The 17,943-nt window shown below is 54.0% G+C and carries 17 protein-coding genes; 7 read left to right on the forward strand and 10 right to left on the reverse strand.

From position 1 onward, the window contains the following. The first annotated feature begins 221 nt into the window (after positions 1 to 221). Both CIK76_RS18705 and CIK76_RS18710 read left to right on the forward strand, forming a co-directional pair. Positions 222 to 530: a prevent-host-death family protein gene (locus CIK76_RS18705; protein ID WP_096289306.1), complete on the forward strand. Its 309-nt coding sequence runs from the start codon at positions 222 to 224 to the stop codon at positions 528 to 530. Beyond that, the gene (locus tag CIK76_RS18710) at positions 527 to 1,093 is read left to right on the forward strand and encodes a type II toxin-antitoxin system RelE/ParE family toxin (RefSeq protein ID WP_096289308.1); all 567 of its coding nucleotides are present in this window, start codon (positions 527 to 529) and stop codon (positions 1,091 to 1,093) included. Before CIK76_RS18705 ends, CIK76_RS18710 begins: the two co-directional genes overlap by 4 nt. A 95-nt stretch (positions 1,094 to 1,188) precedes the next feature. Here CIK76_RS18710 and CIK76_RS18715 read toward each other — a convergent pair whose 3' ends face one another. Beyond that, positions 1,189 to 2,298: a DUF4238 domain-containing protein gene (locus CIK76_RS18715; RefSeq protein ID WP_096289310.1), complete on the reverse strand. Its 1,110-nt coding sequence runs from the start codon at positions 2,296 to 2,298 to the stop codon at positions 1,189 to 1,191. A gap of 226 nt (positions 2,299 to 2,524) precedes the next feature. After that, positions 2,525 to 6,856: a MobF family relaxase gene (gene mobF / locus CIK76_RS18720; RefSeq protein WP_096289312.1), complete on the reverse strand. Its 4,332-nt coding sequence runs from the start codon at positions 6,854 to 6,856 to the stop codon at positions 2,525 to 2,527. 498 nt (positions 6,857 to 7,354) lie between these two features. Between mobF and CIK76_RS18725 the strand changes: the two genes are divergently transcribed. Continuing rightward, the gene (locus tag CIK76_RS18725; RefSeq protein WP_096289314.1) at positions 7,355 to 7,708 is read left to right on the forward strand and encodes a hypothetical protein; all 354 of its coding nucleotides are present in this window, start codon (positions 7,355 to 7,357) and stop codon (positions 7,706 to 7,708) included. Between the two features lie 218 nt (positions 7,709 to 7,926). Here the strand turns inward: CIK76_RS18725 and CIK76_RS18730 are convergent, their stop codons facing one another. Further along, on the reverse strand, positions 7,927 to 8,349 hold the full coding sequence (locus CIK76_RS18730; protein WP_096289316.1) for a hypothetical protein: 423 nt from the start codon (positions 8,347 to 8,349) through the stop codon (positions 7,927 to 7,929). Positions 8,350 to 9,210: 861 nt separating this feature from the next. Here CIK76_RS18730 and CIK76_RS18740 point away from each other — a divergent pair. Continuing rightward, positions 9,211 to 9,471 carry a hypothetical protein gene (locus CIK76_RS18740; RefSeq protein WP_013350364.1) on the forward strand — a complete coding sequence of 87 codons (261 nt, stop codon included), beginning with the start codon at positions 9,211 to 9,213 and terminating at the stop codon, positions 9,469 to 9,471. A 474-nt stretch (positions 9,472 to 9,945) separates the two neighbouring features. On the opposite strand, the gene CIK76_RS19525 is transcribed toward CIK76_RS18740, so the two are convergent. From CIK76_RS19525 to CIK76_RS18765, 5 genes are all read right to left on the reverse strand, one after another. Next, on the reverse strand, positions 9,946 to 10,242 hold the full coding sequence (locus CIK76_RS19525; protein WP_096253783.1) for a DUF4190 domain-containing protein: 297 nt from the start codon (positions 10,240 to 10,242) through the stop codon (positions 9,946 to 9,948). 233 nt (positions 10,243 to 10,475) lie between these two features. Beyond that, positions 10,476 to 11,966, reverse strand: coding sequence for a glycosyltransferase 87 family protein (locus tag CIK76_RS18750; RefSeq protein ID WP_141393633.1), 1,491 nt, complete (start codon positions 11,964 to 11,966; stop codon positions 10,476 to 10,478). 12 nt (positions 11,967 to 11,978) lie between these two features. After that, positions 11,979 to 12,215, reverse strand: coding sequence for a helix-turn-helix domain-containing protein (locus CIK76_RS18755; RefSeq protein ID WP_096289324.1), 237 nt, complete (start codon positions 12,213 to 12,215; stop codon positions 11,979 to 11,981). Continuing rightward, positions 12,215 to 12,856 (reverse strand): hypothetical protein, encoded by a 642-nt coding sequence (locus CIK76_RS18760; protein ID WP_096289326.1) that lies wholly within the window; start codon positions 12,854 to 12,856, stop codon positions 12,215 to 12,217. Before CIK76_RS18760 ends, CIK76_RS18755 begins: the two co-directional genes overlap by 1 nt. Positions 12,857 to 13,102: 246 nt before the next feature. Further along, positions 13,103 to 13,378, reverse strand: coding sequence for a hypothetical protein (locus CIK76_RS18765; protein WP_096289328.1), 276 nt, complete (start codon positions 13,376 to 13,378; stop codon positions 13,103 to 13,105). Between the two features lie 286 nt (positions 13,379 to 13,664). Here CIK76_RS18765 and CIK76_RS18770 point away from each other — a divergent pair, with 286 nt between their 5' ends. Both CIK76_RS18770 and CIK76_RS18775 read left to right on the forward strand, forming a co-directional pair. Then, the gene (locus CIK76_RS18770; RefSeq protein ID WP_096289330.1) at positions 13,665 to 14,189 is read left to right on the forward strand and encodes a GNAT family N-acetyltransferase; all 525 of its coding nucleotides are present in this window, start codon (positions 13,665 to 13,667) and stop codon (positions 14,187 to 14,189) included. Between the two features lie 395 nt (positions 14,190 to 14,584). After that, positions 14,585 to 14,857, forward strand: coding sequence for a DNA gyrase subunit A (locus CIK76_RS18775; RefSeq protein ID WP_096289332.1), 273 nt, complete (start codon positions 14,585 to 14,587; stop codon positions 14,855 to 14,857). 469 nt (positions 14,858 to 15,326) lie between these two features. On the opposite strand, the gene CIK76_RS18780 is transcribed toward CIK76_RS18775, so the two are convergent. After that, the gene (locus CIK76_RS18780; protein WP_141393634.1) at positions 15,327 to 15,830 is read right to left on the reverse strand and encodes a hypothetical protein; all 504 of its coding nucleotides are present in this window, start codon (positions 15,828 to 15,830) and stop codon (positions 15,327 to 15,329) included. A 246-nt stretch (positions 15,831 to 16,076) separates the two neighbouring features. On the opposite strand from CIK76_RS18780, the gene CIK76_RS18785 reads away from it, so the two are divergent. Beyond that, positions 16,077 to 16,661 carry a recombinase family protein gene (locus CIK76_RS18785; protein WP_096289336.1) on the forward strand — a complete coding sequence of 195 codons (585 nt, stop codon included), beginning with the start codon at positions 16,077 to 16,079 and terminating at the stop codon, positions 16,659 to 16,661. Between the two features lie 84 nt (positions 16,662 to 16,745). Here CIK76_RS18785 and CIK76_RS18790 read toward each other — a convergent pair. Next, positions 16,746 to 17,943: ATP-dependent helicase (locus CIK76_RS18790; protein ID WP_096289338.1), on the reverse strand; the 1,198-nt coding region annotated here is incomplete at its 5' end.

The raw sequence follows: 17,943 nt of genomic DNA on the forward strand, positions 1-17,943 counted from the left end.
ACCGATGTCCAGAGCCCTGACCTCAGCCTCTCTGAAGGCAGGAAAAAACGAGCAGGAACTAGTCAACCCGCACGTAGACAAGGCGCACGCCAGAGATTAATCCCAAGATTGATCATCCGGATAAATCTGCTTTGGATAGAGCAGAAGACTGTTCCATTGCACTTGCCTAATTTCAGTATCCTTCTGTTGAAAATCTAGGTAGAAATCTATATAGTTTTTGTATGACCACTCTCAGTATCACCGAAGCGTCCAAGGCAGGACTTTCCTCGCTAATCGCTACGGCAGAAGCAGGCCGTGATGTTCCCCTGTCACGGCATGGAAAAGTCGTGGCCGAAGTTGTCTCTGCCAAAGAGATCGCTGAATTACGCCACGATCGGGATACTCTACGCGACGCTGCGCTAGTCATGGCCCGCTTCGCCACTGATAGTGGCGTGCGCACTGGCTTGGATCAAGCTATGGAATTTTTTGGCTTGAACCGTGCAGAACTGGAAGCAGAAAACGCCCAAGAGACTGCGTCTAAAAGTTCGTGAAGCAACCGCAAGACCGGTTGTGCATCGTCCGACTAACCGAAGACGCAGTAGCTGACCTGTACCGGCTACACAAAAAAGACCCGAGCATTCTTCGTGCCGTGTTTAAAAAAATGTTACTGCTGGAGCAATCACCTACTGCCGGAGAACCTCTTCTTGGCGCTCTGGTCGGCTTTCGAAAATTAGTCGTCGGGGATCGGGACTGGAGAATCGTTTGGCGCATCACTGAAGATGCCACGGGAATCCCCATACTTGATATCTCTGAAGTGTGGGCTGTCGGGGCACGTTCAGACGGTGCTGTCTATGACGAACTGACCTCCCGCGTTGCACGTATGGGCGATGATCCGAAGATTCGGCCACTCAAAGATGTGATCATCCAAATGGGAAGACTCTACGAATCGGTCGAAGCCACTGCCGAACCATCACGAGCGCCAAGCCTTCCAGAATGGATGGAAACTGCGCTGAAAGATCAGCTGCACCTGTCGTCGCAAGAAATCTCAAGGCTTACAGAACAACAAGCGCAAAAAATGCTCATGGAACATTGGTCCCAAAAGCCTGGTAGTTAAGCCACAAGGTATCACTATGATCATTGCAGGCGCCGAACTCAGATTTTATTTCGCTTCGTTGATCACACATAGGTACTGATAAGACAACCATTGTGTCAATCGAGCGTAGTTCTATGAATCCATCGATTGACTCGTCGCGAAATTGGCCAGGGAATATCTTCGATCGTCAAAGATTTTCCGTACCGATTCCAGATAGCGGGGAGGAGATTCCGGCGATGCGCCTCTTCAGGGCTCACATCTCCAAAGTTACCCTCTTCTCGTATCAGCGCTCTTCCTATACTTGGATCGAGCTCGAAATTCCGCTCTGCCGGCAGTTCGTACTCATCTACCAAGGAACTATCTTCCGGATGCAGGAGCAGTGTCTGGCGGGTGTTATCGATCAGCAGTTGGTTCCGCTCTCTCGACGATGCCAAATCACCAGTGATTTGACGGTCGTTCCAAATTGAATCCAAATAGACAGTCAGACCCAGCTTGCGGCTCAAAGGAACACTGAGTATCCGGGCGGAGAGGGTTCCTACAAGGTCGCGTCCGTGTACTTTACCTGATTCAAGCAGTATTACCGGATGATCTCCGGTCAAGAGCACTTCATCTGAATAGCTCTCAAGGACCCATTGCGATTGGAATACTCGCCAGGAGAATTCGTAGAGGCCATCAAGCAGTGATTCTTGATGGTATTCCGCACCACTTTTTAATGTCGGTCCGCCATCTTTGGTTAGTTCAGTCCATTCGAATTCAAGGCGATCTGGGGACACCTGATGACCTTCGAAGCGTTCGATATGTCGTTTTAGAACAGCCTTCCCAGATTGCCCTACAACGGCTCTGATGATCTGGGATTCTGATTCCTGCTCTAATTGTCTGAATCCCACGGTACGTAGATATTGAACAGCAAGCCAATAGGAGAAATCTCTTTTATCATCGATACCAATAGGCATGCCCGGCTCGATCAAGATTGCCTGGAGTGCTTTTGCTGCTTCGTCTTCAATTCTGGAAAATGCCTCTTCAAGAGAGTCGTCCAGTTCGCCTCTGTCATTCGTAAGAGAATAAAAGTCTTTCTGGACAGTGGCATCGTTGACGGAGACACGATATGAATTTTCGCCAGGTAGCGGAACCCGCAGGAGCTGTCCTTTACCTATATCGTTCGCAAAACCTTTGAGATAAAACTTAGAAACCACATGCTGTCGTCGAACCAGATTTTTCCCCTGCATACTGCTAAGAATAGGAGATTCTTTTCAAGTCCTTCGATCGACTACTTTCCGAGCAGCTCTAATGCTGGGACAAATTCACTAGAGTGCCGACATTCGCAAAGGCCATGTTCACAGAGAACACTCACGTTCGCACGGACGGGCTCATCAATTTAGGATCATCTGACCATTCATAATTCATGCCTGCGCTGACGGTGACCTCGTCCACCCACAACTACGTCCGACCTCCCTAACCAAGTGTCGGTCCGCTAGGTCCCTTGCGGCGTAGCTCGTCATCCTGAACACGGCTCTTCTGCTCATCTTGCAGTTCAGTGCGGTTTCTGCGTAGTTTTTCAAGCAGCGACTCCGCTGCTGGGGTTGGCTTCTTACCGCTCATTTCATGCTCTGGCTCTGCCGGCACGGTGTTCTCCTGTTCGATCGTGGGTTGCGCAGTACCTTGGCTGAGTCGGCGCAGCTCAGCAAGCTTCGCTTCAGCGCTCGTAGGGCTGAGCGTAGTGTTGGCTTGATCATTCTTCTGCTGTGCCATCTCTTCTTTAGCTTCCTCTGGCATCGGCGCACGCGCGGTCAGTTCCGAATGCTTATGCAGCGCGGCCGCGCGGCGACGCAGACTTTGCGCCACGTCACTCTTCTTCAGGTGTGTTTTAGGCAGTAGTGCTGGTTCTGAGTCAGCGATGTTGTAAGTGCGACGGTAGGCTGCGACTTCGGCCGCGACCCGGCGCCATTCCTCGGCCCGGTCGCTGCGTTCTGGCACAGGACCCAACGCTTCCAGCCAAACCGGTGGGTTCTGCGCCAGATCCGCGCCGACCCGCTGATGCTCGGTATCCAGCACCTGGCGGTAACCGGTCAGCTGCTGCTTCCACGCGTCCGAGGTGCGCGGATCATGCAGCTCGGCGGTGGGCGCGTACCATTCACCCAGTTCATTGCGTGTATGGGCTGGTTGAAGGGTTGGCTGTTCGAGCTCGCGTAGTTCCAGCTCCCGTCTGATGCGTTCAAGAATCGTTCCGGCAGCGGTGCTGTGTAGCTCGTGGCTACGGTCCAGGATTTCTGCTTGGCGCAGCAGCTCTGGCATGTCCTCCCGTCGTTGTTGCTCTTCGCGCAGCTTGTCCAGCGACCAGGACAGCAGTTTTTCGTTGTTTTCTGGGTCGGAGGGAACTTGACGCAGCAAATCATCGCCGGTGGTTTTGATCCGGTTGGCTAGTGCGTCGTCGGTGAGGTGGCCATACAACCGGCGCGTGTAAGGGCTGAGGTCTTCCTTGGCGGCCTGTTGCGTGGCGGTCTCCCGGTACGGAACAGCCAGAAGGTCTGCTTGCTCAGTAGCTCGGCGTTCGAGTTCTTCCAAGTGCTTGGTGGCTATGTCGCGCAATGGACGGTGTTCCTGTGCCAGTGCTTCGGCACGGTTTTCGATCAGGGGTTCCATGCGCCATGCCAGCACTGCTGCTGGCTGGTCAGCATTGGCGAATTCGCGCTGGTGGTAGGCATCAGCCAGCAGCGTTTCAAGCTTGATCCCACGGGTTTCCGCGTTCTGCAGGTGGTGGGTGACAGCACCCCACGCTGGATCGGCAAGGAACGTGCTGGCAGTGTTTTCTCCTACAACGGTGCGCAAGATCTGCTCAAAGCGCGCGTTGCGTGCTTGATCTGTCAGATCGCGGTAGATCTCTCCCAGTCCGTTTAGGTCCCTGGCATTGTCGTGTTCGCGGGTAATCGACTCGTGCGCGGTGATATTCAGGTCAGTACGTTCCGCGATGCCCTTCAATACTTCATCGGGGTGCTCGTTCTCGGCCAGTCCCACATAGATCTGGTTGTTGTTTTTGCCGCGGCTGGTCGCCACGTATGCTCCGGCGCGATCGCTCTGGTTGGTGAGCAGTGCGTGGGCGGTATCAACGGTGGCGCCTTGGGCGGTGTGCACGGTGTCGGCGTAACCCAGAATTACGTGCTGCTGCGCATAGGCAGCGGGGATCACTGCGAGTCCTTGATGCTGCTGATGGCGTGCCAGCAGGTTGCCGCCTTCGATGCTTTCCACCACCCAGGCATCGTTATTTTTCACGAAGTCTTTGCCCTGATGGACACTGATCCGGCGGTCATTGTTCTTCGTCAGAATGACATCGCCAGCATAGATCTGAGCGTTGTTCCGACCTGTCAGCGACTGAACCTCATCAAGCTGGCCTGTATGCAGTCGGTAGGCTTGGGCCTTCTGGTTCAAACGATCAACTTGCGTATTGGTTCCGGCCAGCATGAGGGATTTCAGTCCCTCGTTGGTATCTTTCTGCCACGCAGCAAAAACCTGGTCAGCCATATGGTCCACGGATCCAGCTTGGATCTTTCCTTCGGCGCGGTAGTACGCCCACGGGTCATCTTTACCCACAGCAGGTGCTTCACGCAGCGCCAACGAAGCGGCAGCTTCTTCCAGATTCGGAGTGCCGTCCGCGTTGCGGAAACGGTGGATCTCCTCCAAGTTCACCAGCTGCCCTTCGGCATTCAGCAGACGCAATAGTCCGCCAGCTCCGACCGCGGAAAGTTGCTTGTCATCGCCGATGGCCCGCACCAGTGCACCACGCTTTTTCGCTTGCAGGATGAGGGTCACGAACTGCGGGGTGCCAAGCATCCCGGCCTCGTCAACCAGCACAATGTCGCCGGGGTTCAGCTTGTCCGGGGCACGCAACAGCCGGTCAACGGTCATTGCTTCCGCGCCGACTTCGCTGCCTAATAGGGAGGCTGCTTTCGCTGACGGAGCAACGGCGACGACATGATGACCGGCGTGCTGCATTGCCGTGACAGCCAGGCGCATGGAGGTGGTTTTGCCTGTGCCGGCCGGCCCGATCCCGGCGACCAGCAGCTTGGGACTGCAGGAGAATTCTTGAGCCAAGGCGACCTGCTGGGCGTTCAGCCGGCCGCCGAAGTTCTCCAGGACGCGGGTGAATTCACCCTGCGTCGCCGCGGGGATGACCTCGGTGCGGGCGGCCTGCACGGCGGTATGCTCAGCTTCCAGAATGGTCTCGGAAGTGTAGAGGGCTGCGTGGGGTTTCTGGTACCGATACACCGCGGTCACTGCCCCGGGAACGGCTGCTGGGACGGGCAGATCAGGGGTGACTTTCAGGCTCAACGAGTCCAACGCCGCGGTCCGGATCTTGACGATCACACTGTCTGCGACTGGTTGGGCTTGGTACTCGTTGGTGAGTTGTCGGCGCACTTCGGCTTCCACATGCGCCGGTGTCCAAGTGGAACGGTTCTGTTCCAGACGGGTGATCGTCGACTGCGCCAGCGTTTCAATCGTCTCCGCTGGCAGCACGTTTATGGGCTCGTAGTCCGGGTTCTGTGACTTCGAATAGGCACGCACCGCAGCGAACAAATCATCACCTGTCAGCGCTCCAGGAACAGCGCTGAACTTGGCCTGCCAGTGCCCGGTGAGCTCGTACAGGGAACGGCCTTTCTTCTTCACTGCACGGGTTTCCAGCGTCGCTTGCTGGGAGAGTTTAATCAGCTGCTTCGCATTCGGGGCACGTCCGTGGCGCTCCTCAAAGCCAGCAACCAACTGTGCAAGGTTCTCTTTGATGCTGCTCCGGCGTGAGGAGGCCGCTTCGATCGCGGCCATCGGCACCCCGCCGATTTCGATGATCGGACGCTTGCCCTCCACCGCCCGAGCGACTGGGGAAACACCCAGTTCTTTGCAGACGTACTGCATCACTTTGGCGTTGTAATGCTCGGACGCTGACACCGCGTACTTATGCAATACCGTCCCGTCCAGGGCGCTCCATTTGCCATCCATGCCCAGAACTTTGTTGGACACCACGATGTGATCGTGCAGCTGCGGGTCCCCATCGCGTGAGTCGTAGTGCCGGAAGGAAGTGTAGATCAACCCTCCCGCCACGTCCTCGGACCGCACCCCGTTCTTCCCACGCCGCGTAAATACCGCGTTGGTTTCCAGGTACGTCATCGCGTCTTCAATCGCCGCATGATGGGCCTTCTCAATGGCGGATTGGACGTTGCGGTCGCTGACACCCCAGAGGTAGGAGATGCTCTTTGACGGGGAGAACACCATGTCGTATCCGGCGACCGCGTTGGACCCTTTATGGGTCTGCCGGGAGATGAACTGGGAGAGCTCTTCCTTATTCTTTGGCTTGCGACCATGCAGTTGGTGGAAGTGCTGCCCGCCGGCTTTGGCACGGATGATGCGTCGTTCATCAGCAGTAGGTTCGCGGTGCTTCAGGCGTGTGAAGTCACCCATCGCCGTAGTGATCTTCTTGGTGAGCACTGCGTCGAATTGGTCGAAACGCTTATAGCGCTGACCAAGTTTCGCGTCAATCTTCACACCAGTCTCAGGGTCGACCTGCCCAGTGAGAGGGTGCTGACCCAGACCGTAAAGCAGTTCCATCTGCTCTTCAGTCACAACACCGGCCACACCTAAATTCGTGGCTCCGCGCCCACCCCAGATCCCTGGAGGGTGACCGGTCACGGTGTAGTAATCCCCCAAGGCCCGGCCTGCTGTGCGCAGCTCATCGGCCGAGGCGACTTCACGGGTGTAGTACTGATACCCGTCCCCTGCGCTGAGCTTATGCAGGGTCATCACACACACGATTCTAGCAATCCTGGCCAAAGTTATCGAGGATGCAAGAGGTGTGACAGATCAATTCTTTGAGAATCGGGTAAAAATACTGGCCGGAGGTCGTTGACCGTTTCGCAAAGTCGACTGGACGTGTTCAGCTGAGGGACGAGGATGGAGGGTACACGGGAAGGATGATTGATCTGACCATCAAAACTTTTTCTTTTGGTGCGGTTTTGCACATGCGATCTTGGCTGTGTGCGGGTGTGGCCAAGGGTGGGTTTAATAGGGTCGCAGCTGTGCCCGGGTAAGTCTCTTGTGTAAAACCGTGCGTGGAGTTTTCCACGTGTGGGCGGGTGGAGATGTTTTGCGATCTCATGGCCGTCCACAGGTGGGAAACTCCACGCAGGACAGAGCCTGAGCGCCAGCGAAGTCCGTTAACGCATTTTTGGGCCGGGGTGCGCGAGGGGTGTCCCCTCGCCAAAAAGTTGTTGTTGTAGATGGTGAAGGAAAAGATATTAGATGAGTAAGCCACGCAAATCCTCCGCCGCGTTAGCCGCGAGGGAGAAAGCACGCGCGAAGGCCGAGGAGATCACCCGCCGTAACGAGGAGCTGATCGAGCTGGCTGCGGGGTTCTTCGTCCACGAGGATCAGCTCGCCAAGATTGACGAAGACACCGAACAGAAGATTGCGGAACTTCGCGCGGCAGCTGAGCAGAAAAAGACCACCACGCAAGCCGAAGCCATGAAGGTGGTGGGCCAGATGCTGGAGACGGGTGAATCCAAGAAATCGATCGGTGAACGTCTCGGGTTGAGCAGCGCAGAGCTCAAAATGTATATTCCGCCGGTAGCCCCGAAGTCACCGGAAGAAAATTAAACGGGACACCGTGTGCAATATTTAGCCGTGGATCTCTCGCCAGTCACGAACCGCTGACTTCCTCAGCAGTCTCTTAGCTAAGCACGCTCTGGATTGTCCGACTCGTTTTGGGAATGATCCAAAATCACACAGGAACGCGTAGCGCGGCAAGTTTACCGCGCCGCGCGCGAAAGTGCCCTTCGTACTTCTTCTAGGAAGTACGAAGGGCACTTTGAACCTTATCGAGCCCAGCTGGGGTTAAACGGTTCGCACAGTCCATCAATGGGCCGGAATTCCTGCGGGTCCAAACCTTCCAGAGCTTCCGGCCCGTCGGCCTGGCCACTCGCCCAATACCAGTAGGCCTCTTTACTGATCGCCAGACTTCGCGCGTCACGCGTACGATACCAACGCGCGGCCACGTCCCCTTCGACATAAGTGCAGTACCCGAATAGCTTTCCTTGCTCATCTTCAGCCTGCGCGACGGCGAAGATAATGTATGGCCAGGATCCAAGGTCCCATCCGTCCCGGCCCCATGCTGAAAGTTCATTCCAGCTAGTGCCCGTCAGGCTCGCCATCCAGTCATACCCTTCGCCGTAAACGTCCCGTCCAACAATGGCTGGGACGGTGACAGTTTCCTTGGTGTCTTTGGTTTTGGTCTGCATCTCTTGGTTCCTTTCGCCTTGGGTGAGAGGGACAGGGAACTAACCACCTGCCCAACGTCTCCCCCAGTTGTTTTTTGCCTGCTGGCGAAATGACATGAAGCGGGGCTAGCCGCAAAACCCATCAACCCGACAGGGGTGCGGAAACCAGAAAATCTTTGGCCGGAAGAAGCGACGAAGGAGCGCGGACCTAAGAATTTCTGGGTGGAGCACGCCCGAAGCGCAGCGAGTGGCTTGTGGGTTTGGAGGTGGCCCGTATACTCCGAAGGACAGCAGCAAAAAACAGAAAAGAAGACCGGCCGCCAGGCCGGTCCGCAGCCGGCCGCGCCAGCGGACGCCCGTTTCTGGAAAATGAGCAACAAGGTAAAGTGCAAGATCAGGGCGGCGAGCGGAACCCTTTAGCTCAGTCTCGCCGCCCTCTTCAACCCATCAAACTGTTCAACCTTGCACGGTAACTATCCCGATCCAATAGATACATGCAGCAACAGCGTTCTTGCACGTGCTGCAATTAGAATTCTGAGAGTTACCTGAATCTCCCCGAGTAGACCTGTGTTGCTCCACCTGCTCGGCTTATGATCGAGATGCGAACTCACACGGCGCACATAACTGAATAACCTTTTCGCGAGGTCGAGCAAAGCGTTCCGGGCCACCCGGAACGTTTTCTCATATTTTTTGCCAAACAAAGCAAAAAAACCGGCAACGAGCCCCTCGACTATACGAACTGGGGTGAATGCCAACATGTCAGAAAATCGTGCTCGCGTAGGCCTGATTCTTGTGGCTTTAATGGCCAAGCTAGGGTTGACTGAACCCAATAGCAAGTTAGTCTTTAATAAAAGCGAATTGATGTGAATAGGAGACCGAACTGTGCTGAAGATTAAGAAGATGGTGACCGCCGGGGCGACAGCGCTCTGCCTGACCGCCGGGATGGTGGCTTTAGCTCCTGCAGCCCAAGCGGACACCCAGACTCGGTGGTACAACAACCTGCAAATTTGCAAAGCTGAAACCAATGCTCGGGTGAAGCACCTCCGAAACAAGGGTTACACGGTCAGTATTCAGCGGTATTGCAAGGGCGAGCAATACATCGGTTACATGCCTCAGTATCAAACGGTTCTTTACGTCAACTGACGCTCATCTGAGGAACAGCGGGTCTGCTGAAGGTTTGGTTGACGCTAAGGCTCATCAAGCAACCGTGATGCAAACAGAGCATCAGAGTAATCATTGGGTAGTTCTCGTTCGATCTGGGACATGTATCAACCACAAGTGCCGATGATGAAGCTCCTCGAAATTGTCCAGTCACCAACTGGACAATTAATGCGCCGCATCCGTTACTTCACACAATACAGGGCACAATATGTCGGGGCGTAGCTCTCACTGTGTGAATATCGTTCGTTTTTGACACACTTAAAGCAGATTCCTAGGGCGATGCACCGGGTATTTTCATCGGTCACTTGTGCCGCACCGTTATTTAACGATTCAGGTGTCCCGTAAGCGGAACCCTATACGCGGCATCCGAACCTTATTTCGGTGGTCCCCGATATTAATTGGTCAACTGAGCAGTTATTTCGGTCCTGTCCTTCGACCTTGAGATGGGCAGCGCCGCTAAACTACATACGATTGGATTATCGCTGGAATTGCGGTGGCGACAGAGACCAACGCGAGTACACCAATCCCATACCCGATTACCAACGCGAAAATAGCCAGCCAGCGCCCCTTCCCACCGGAATGCGCAATCTGGTTCAATGCAACATGCCCAGCACCTACGGCAAAGATTGCCAATCCTGAAAGTCCTAAGAACCAAAGGCCTACGAGTGCCACCACGGACAACATCAAGGACGCCACCGATAGCTTGTTTAGGCTCTCCACGTCTGTATGAATCGCTTCTTCATGGGTAGGCATTACGTTCCTCCGTGTCTCGGTGTTCGGTTCGTGTTTATGCATGAGCCTAGCTCGAATCGCCACAAGAGGAACCTTCTGCGGGACATCTCGCACACCTGCGGAAGAGATCTGGTGTTGCGCGTTCACAAAACTGAAGGTCAGCCATTCCAGCGCCTGCAAGGTCTGAGAACACGAATGTATCAACTAATCGTCTTCATACCCTGCCTTAACCCGATCCAACGACTAAAGCTGAATCAACGGCTTACGGACTCGTTCAATATGGGGCCGGTGACCCGCGTATGGGCTTGTTGAACCAAAAGTGCAACAATGCATACCCCTATGAGTAGCAATGATTCACGCAACACCATCGCCAGAGGAAACAATGCCGGCGCGTTGAGGCTGAAAAGCACGTCGCCAAGATTTGGCCCGGTCGCAACAAGAATTAGCCCACTGGCAAGGCAGAAATTCCGCACCTTTGTTCCGCCGTGATCCCAGAGCACTAGTAGCCCTGGCAGCAGATACACCCAATGGTGCATCCAACTTACTGGCGAGACCATACAAGCGGTCAGGCCAACGACGATCGCTGCTTGGATATTGCCGCCCCGACGAAAAATACTCGTAGCCGCATAGAGTCCAAGCACGGCAATGATCAGAGTAGTAGCCTGAGCTGGAACGGCCGTCCAATCCCCTAAAGCCGCGAACGCGCCTTGGATGGAGTTGTTTCCCGATGTGGCGAATAGTCCGTCGAGGGAGACCCGATCAGATAGATTCCACAGCACTCGAGTGGCAAAATCGATGCTCATGGTTGGATAAGCGAATGCTGCAACAACTGTCGCCGTGAGAGCAGCCATGGAGCTATTCAAGGCAGCCCGTTTCTGTCCAGTGACGACGAAGTAAACGATGAAAAGAGCTGGCGTGAGTTTCACTGCCGCCGCAACTCCCACCAGTACGCCCCGGGGAATGAACCGCAGAATTCGATTCTCAGAATTCCGCCCTACGTCGATAAGTACCAGGGCCATCAGGAAGACATTGATTTGGCCGAAGATGATGTGGCTGGCCATAACGATGCTGCAAGACGCAAGGAATCCGACGATACCGACAAGTACGGGCTGATTGCGATGCTTCGACGGCAGCAGGCTGCGCATAACGAGCCCCATCGTCATCGCTGAAGCGATAGACCAGAGCAAGTACGCTGTATCAGCTGTAAGGACGTTGAGCGGAAGGAAAGCTAATGCGGCAAAGGGGGTGTAGGTAAAGGGCAGTCCCTCGGCTGGCATGTCGTTTCCATGGATGTTACCGGCGTAGATGTTCTCACCCGCTGCCGCCAGCCCTGCCCCAAAGTGGTAGACATAGAAATCGACAGGGTTGACCTGACTTACGAGTCCAACCAAAAAGCAGACGCTAATGAGCGCAGAAAAAAAGACCGCAGCTATGCTCATCCAGCGTGATTGGTAGTCCCAAGCCCGTCGAAAAATTCCACCCCGGAGCTTGCTTGCGGGCGGATCCTTGGGTTCAACCTGCAGCACATCATCAGGATTGCAATCGAGCTTAGAACAAAGTACTGCCAACGTGGATAACCTGATGCCCGTAGCATCACCTATGCACAATTTGTGCAGATCCTTGACCGGTACGCCGGTGCGTTGAGCGGCCTGGTCGAGGCTGATGTTCCGCAGTCGGAGTGTGTTCTCCAGGGCACTGACAGTTTGTGTCTCGGTGTCCTTCGCTTCGCGCATTAATGCTTGCACCGGTGTTTCTCCTTAGCTCCGGTAAACGGTGAGAAGGTCACCGACATCGCATTCAAGGGCATGGCAAATGGCTCGCAGAGTCGTGAAACGAATCGCTTTGGCATGCCCGTTTTTGAGTAAGGACAGATTGACAACGCTGACGTCCACTCGTTTGCTGAGCTCAGTCAACGTCACGTCCGCATTTTTAAGCAGTTCGTCCAAATGGCAAACGATCAGCGCTTCTTCGGCCTGCTTGCGCGTCTTGGCCACTAGACAAGACCTTTTGCGTCATGGTTCAGCGCATTGCCACTCCGAAATACAGCAGTTAGCAATAAGGCGATCAATCCGACGCACACAGGCATCAGATTAAAGCTTGAGCTGGCGTAATACACGAGATCGCCAACGGCCAGGGGGCTGCCTCCCGAACCGACTCCGGACAGCTGTGAAACTGCGGCTTGCTTGGCTGTTCCCTCAAGTACGGGTCCCAGTGCTCCGGTTGCCAATGCTGTGAACCCAGAGATTGCTACTAGCCACGCAAACCCGCCAGCGAAAGGTGCTCCTCTGATCAATCGATAGCACAGGAACACGACGGTAACCGTAGCGAATAGAACGGCGGCCGCGGTAAGCGCTGCCGAAGAGATAAAGAGAGCTTGTATTGATGAGTCAGTGGTGGCTACCTGCACGCGGAGCGCTTCGACTTGAAGTGAGACTACGTTTGAGTCCAGGCTTCCTGCATCAACGGGCTGGAAGGATGGGACGGAGAAGTTCAATTTACCGGCTTGGACTTCGAAAATCCGCTGCCAAGCTTGGTATCCGACATAGCATCCGATAACCAGAGTCAGCAAGGCAACGATAGCGAGCGAACCTAAAGTGACGACACGTCGAGTTCCAATAAGAAGCTTATGCACCATCTACCACCTTTACGATATTCGTTATTATCGTTTATCGTAATGCATGACAGTAGATGCGTCTATCGGGACGATGTTCACTGCGTCCTTCGGTGCCAAGTTTAGGGGTTATTCGGTTTGGCTATCGCAGTTCCTTGAATGATTGAGTAGCAGCCGGTCAATATTTTTTCGAGCGGCAACTCAGTGCCCACTGAGAAACGCCCGACGGGAAGAGACAGTGGAGATTGTCTTACTTCGTCAGTTCGATCTTCAGTCCATTTTTTCTACTTTTAAGATTTCGCCCGTTCCTACCTCTTGATGGATTATCGCTGGAACACCGGATTCCATGAGTTGCAGTTCGGCACTGCTTAGGTTCTTCGTGATTTCTTCGTGACTAGGCTGCTCTTGATTTCCCAAGAATTTAGAAAGCTCGATGGGAGATGAAGTCGATTCTGTCGGCGCGGCCATTGCAGGTGTTATGAGAATCGTGCCCACGAGCAGTGACGCGCTAGTAATGGTCAGGGTCGTGGAGAGAGTCTTTTTCATTTGTCCTCAGAATGGTGAAAGTTTCAGGTGGTGCAGATGGTGCATACGAGTTTCAACATACACTCTTTAACAGCACCTTCTCGATGTTTGAAAGCCGATGCACGTATCGATGGGATAACGATTCTTCCGGGTTGGCGCTGTGACTGTTGAGTTTATTTGGCGGTTAAATCGCAGTTCTAGATGACGGTTCGTGCAGTCCCAATAGCGGAACCTTTACTGGGACAGATCCGAATATAGTGTCCTGAGCCTCCGATAGAGTTGCGGAATGTAAGCAGAAACGAAACGACTGTGCCTCGCGCGGCCGACTTCTGAAGACGTCCAGGATGTGCATCAAATCTTCAGTGACCCGCGCGTTTGGACCCATGCGCCGTCCAAACGCCATTCATCTATTCACGAAACCGAAGAGATGCTCAGCTCTTGGAATGAGTCATGGGAAAGAGATTCGCTGGGTCCATGGATAGTCCGTGAGTCGAACGAAAACCAAGTTATTGGTTACGGTGGCTGCTCACTAAAACGAGATACCTTCTGGAATCTTGGTTACCGGTTCGCCGTTGAAGCGCAGGGCCGAGGGTATGCAACAGAAGTTGCATTCGAAGCATCGCGCCAGGCGTTGTTAAGTCGACCTGATCTGCCGATCATTGCATTCCTACTTAAGCACAATGCGGCGTCGGCTCGCATTGCTCAAAAGGTCGGACTTGAATTGGCTTATCGGAGCTCAGACATTGGAAATGTAGACGGCGAAGCAATCCGGCTCGTTTACGCTGACCGCAAGCTAAATGCAGCTCAGCTAGAAAAGATCCTTCAGCACTAGCCTGAACGGTTCTGCTAGCCCTAATGACTATTCCTTTTGCCGAACGCTCTACGGGACGACACACAGAGAGCAAGGTGAACAGCTGCATCTTGAGTGCCGACGGCTGAGTAATTACCGTGATGGTGCCTTTTGAAACTCGGTTTTGGGTCGCTCTGCCGTCATATTGACCTCCAGTTTGCGGATTCCGGCTTGCTTGGCCAGGCTGCCATACTCCGGTCCGTCCTGGATATTCAGTCCAGACCACGATTTAGGATATTTCGTGCGTCTTCAGTATTGACTCAGAATCAGCATGAACGTGTCAGAACAACGTATGGGGCTACTCCAATCGGGAGTATTCGAATCCATCCGCCGGAGGTGGTCTACCCCAGGATTAAAGTTTGTGAAACAATCGCCGCATGCATGAGAGCGAGCTGCAGACGAAACAAGAAATGATGATCCTCGAGGCTTTAGTTCAAGCGATCGATCGGCGTGAGGAGGTTTTCGACGCGATAGGAAGTTCTGAGAACCTGGACGAAGCGAATCTTCGTGTATCTCAGCTGTTGGGAGTGGGAGAAAACTGTGGTCGAGCGGTTCTCGATATGCAGGCCAGAAGGTTCACCCGAGACCAGCGTCAAATTTTAGCTTTGCACTTAGAGGAACTCAGATCAAAGTTATCTCGTGCACAATGAATGGATGATAAACGCCGGAGGCTGCTCTACTCAGCACAGGCGGATAGTGAAAATATGCTTCAGTGGTTGGCTTGGTTTCCGGAAAGTTCATATCTCTTGGACCAAAATGAGTGGGCCTTGCAAAAGAAGTATCAGTTGAACCGCCAGTCTGACTTGGACTGACCTTCATTCCTTTGCTGTCCTATAACCGAACCTTCCGCGCGACACAATTTAGCTTACTGAAATAATTGGGCCGGCAGGTCTACGAAGCCAAACTGTTGTGAAGCCCTCTGCCATGTCTTCTTCAAAATCGAATTTGAAGCCACGTCGTTCATAGAATGTCTGGGCCGCAGAGTTCCCTTTCACAAATTCGATCCTTACCTCATGGGCTGGGCCAATTTCAGTTGGAAGCGCTCGGTAAACCCTATTAAAAGTTTCCCGGCACTTCCGCACGAACGGACAGTATGTAGCTGAACAGCGATCGAGCCTACTAATTATCCGGTAGCTGTGGATCAAAAACGGTACCCGAAAGGGGTGCATACGCGAACCAACCAGTGTTTTCTCCACGACGAATTGCCGCTTGCGCCTGCGTTACTGCATCTTCAAATTCGCTCAGCTCCAAGGCCAAAACTCTAAACGCTGCGGCAGCACGAGAATTGAGAGCACCGGACTGCCCCTGGAACCTGCGCTCAGGTATACCGTCAGCAAACGTAACTAGTTCGATCTCGAACTCATCACCGAGCTCGTCGGCCACACGCTGCGCCAACTGCGCGCCCTCGATCGCAAACCGGTGCGACAGGCTTGCCGTCTTCCATTCGTAGTCCTCGTTTAGGCCTTCATAGTACGACTGTTCCCACCTAGTGAGGTCGCGTGTCAGATGCCCTGACAGCTTTGCGGCGCCATAATCAATAGGCTCGGTAAACCACAACACCGTATCCGCGTAATCTGGAAACATACGCACCGTAGGAGTCCGTGCTTCATGTGAAGAGCTCATAATGCGATCATACTTATGCACACTACCCAAACGTAGTCCTAGCAAGCAGCGTGGCACTAGCCAGTGGTTTCATGAAGAGTAGGTCATTAACGGTCGTTTTTGAAATACTGAAAAGGCAATTATGGTGAAAATTTCTGACGGCTGAAAACTCAGCAGGTTTAGAGGTGCGTTTCGTCGTAAAACTCAGTGCCTTAAACTATGCGTCGAAACAGTGACCGCTCCACGAGTATTGATGCATTTAGGTTCATGGGACACCTCCTTGGATACGCCAGAGTCTCCACCGGCGACCAAGACGCACAACTTCAACTCGATGCACTCAGTGCAGCTGGCTGCTATCGAATCTTCACCGACACCGCATCCGGCGCGCTCGAGTCACGCCCTGAGCTCGATAAGCTCCTAGACCAGATCCGCCCCGGCGACACTCTGGTGGTCTGGCACCTGGACCGTCTCGGCCGCTCCATCCGCCACCTGATCAATCACATGGATGCACTTCAACAGCGAAACATCGAGTTCAAATCCCTGCAGGAGAACATCGACACCAGCTCCTCGGCCGGCCGGCTCGTCTTCAACATCTTCGCTTCCCTGGCCGAATTCGAACGTGACCTCATCCGCGAACGCACCAACGCCGGCTTACAGGCTGCCCGAGCACGCGGCCGCACCGGAGGGCGCCCGACATCCCTCTCCCCCGACAAGCTACGCACCGCTAAAAGGCTCTATGAACAGCGTGATATGACTGTGGCACAGATCGGCGAGGCTCTCGGGGTGTGCCGCAGCACCGTCTATCGGGCGCTCGACAAAACAGCGAAGATTAACTACAGAGTCTTCTCATAAACCGCTAAGCACCTATGTACTGTGCCCAGCTCTACGTGCAAAGAATACTGAGCTAGCCATGCATCCTCGGCTATTTGGCGCGAATTAACCCTCAGTAGCGAAACCGAGGAATTCCAGATGAGCGGTACGGTATCTTTCCCACCGCCCGGTGTGCCCGATAGGACACTCTCGGTAACCAGCCCGGGTAAGAACCAGGTGATTTTTTGCCCTGGAAATTGCTACAAAGAACTCTGAAATCGAATCCTGCGGGTTTCCCCAGAAAAGGTCTCGCTCCACACCAAGCACGATGACGTGTTCAAATTCTAGCCCTTTGCTTTTGTGGATAGTAAGGATTCGGATCGCATCCGACTCAGAGAGTCGCCTCACCGCAGCGGTGGCATCGCCGTCCAGACGGAGCGTCTCCTCAAATGCGTTAAGCGCTTTGTCAATTACGTCTTCTAGTCGAGATCCCTGTTGGTAACCGGGCGAGAGTGCAATGAGAACGGGACGGGATACTAGATCGTTCAGTTTTTTGACCCAATCTCGCCAGAATGTCAGGCCGGTTTCTTGGCCATTGAAATCACGAAAACTTTTTCGGGCATCTTGAATGAGACGTTTAAGCTGACGATCAAAACGAAGCGATTCCTCTTCGGAAGCGTCTGAGCGAGCGGCCACGCGCATCAGCTCAGTGTAAGCGGCTGCTTGTCGTTCGTCTGCAATGACGCGTAGGAAATTGAATACCAACGTAGCGGCAGGTTCAGCATTGAGGTCTTGACTGGTTTGTTCATTCCGGAAGGGAATACCGCGTTCGGTCAGTACTTCGCTGAGGGTGGCGGCAACAAGGTGCGGTTGTTGTCTTACTAGAATCGCGATCTCGGCGGGCTCGACTCCGTTATTCAGCCATTCTTGGATTTTGTCGGCGATGCGCTCGGCTTCTTCCACATCCGTATCAAAGGCGAGCACATCAACGATGCCATCTTCGCCGACAATGGAGTTTGCGTCGCTGGCAGCGACAGGGTCCATCTGCGCAATCATACGGTTCTGCATACGCCGCAGTCGAGGCGCTGAGCGGAAGTTCTGATACAGCGGCATAGGGGCAGCGGCGAAGTCGTCGGAGAAAGTTTGCAGAATTCCGTCAAGCGCCCCCGCCCAAGCCATGATACGTTGCTTTACATCGCCGACTGCTGTCAGGGTTGCCCCCGACCCAGTGAAGGCTTCTTTGACCAAGGCATACTGCTCGTCGGTGGCATCTTGAAATTCGTCTAGAAACACATGGCTGTACGCAGGGTTCTGGACATCGGCT

The sequence above is a fragment of the Glutamicibacter sp. BW80 genome (assembly GCF_002332385.1).
Classification (GTDB): domain Bacteria; phylum Actinomycetota; class Actinomycetes; order Actinomycetales; family Micrococcaceae; genus Glutamicibacter.

Bases quoted from the DNA above. Each gene is read 5' to 3' on its own strand.
- CIK76_RS18705 (WP_096289306.1), top strand. From the start codon at position 222: ATGACCACTCTCAGTATCACCGAAGCGTCCAAGGCAGGACTTTCCTCG.
- CIK76_RS18715 (WP_096289310.1), bottom strand. From the start codon at position 2,298: ATGCAGGGGAAAAATCTGGTTCGACGACAGCATGTGGTTTCTAAGTTT.
- mobF (WP_096289312.1), bottom strand. From the start codon at position 6,856: ATGACCCTGCATAAGCTCAGCGCAGGGGACGGGTATCAGTACTACACC.
- CIK76_RS18725 (WP_096289314.1), top strand. From the start codon at position 7,355: ATGAGTAAGCCACGCAAATCCTCCGCCGCGTTAGCCGCGAGGGAGAAA.
- CIK76_RS18730 (WP_096289316.1), bottom strand. From the start codon at position 8,349: ATGCAGACCAAAACCAAAGACACCAAGGAAACTGTCACCGTCCCAGCC.
- CIK76_RS19525 (WP_096253783.1), bottom strand. From the start codon at position 10,242: ATGCCTACCCATGAAGAAGCGATTCATACAGACGTGGAGAGCCTAAAC.
- CIK76_RS18760 (WP_096289326.1), bottom strand. From the start codon at position 12,856: ATGGTGCATAAGCTTCTTATTGGAACTCGACGTGTCGTCACTTTAGGT.
- CIK76_RS18765 (WP_096289328.1), bottom strand. From the start codon at position 13,378: ATGAAAAAGACTCTCTCCACGACCCTGACCATTACTAGCGCGTCACTG.
- CIK76_RS18775 (WP_096289332.1), top strand. From the start codon at position 14,585: ATGCATGAGAGCGAGCTGCAGACGAAACAAGAAATGATGATCCTCGAG.
- CIK76_RS18780 (WP_141393634.1), bottom strand. From the start codon at position 15,830: ATGAGCTCTTCACATGAAGCACGGACTCCTACGGTGCGTATGTTTCCA.
- CIK76_RS18785 (WP_096289336.1), top strand. From the start codon at position 16,077: ATGGGACACCTCCTTGGATACGCCAGAGTCTCCACCGGCGACCAAGAC.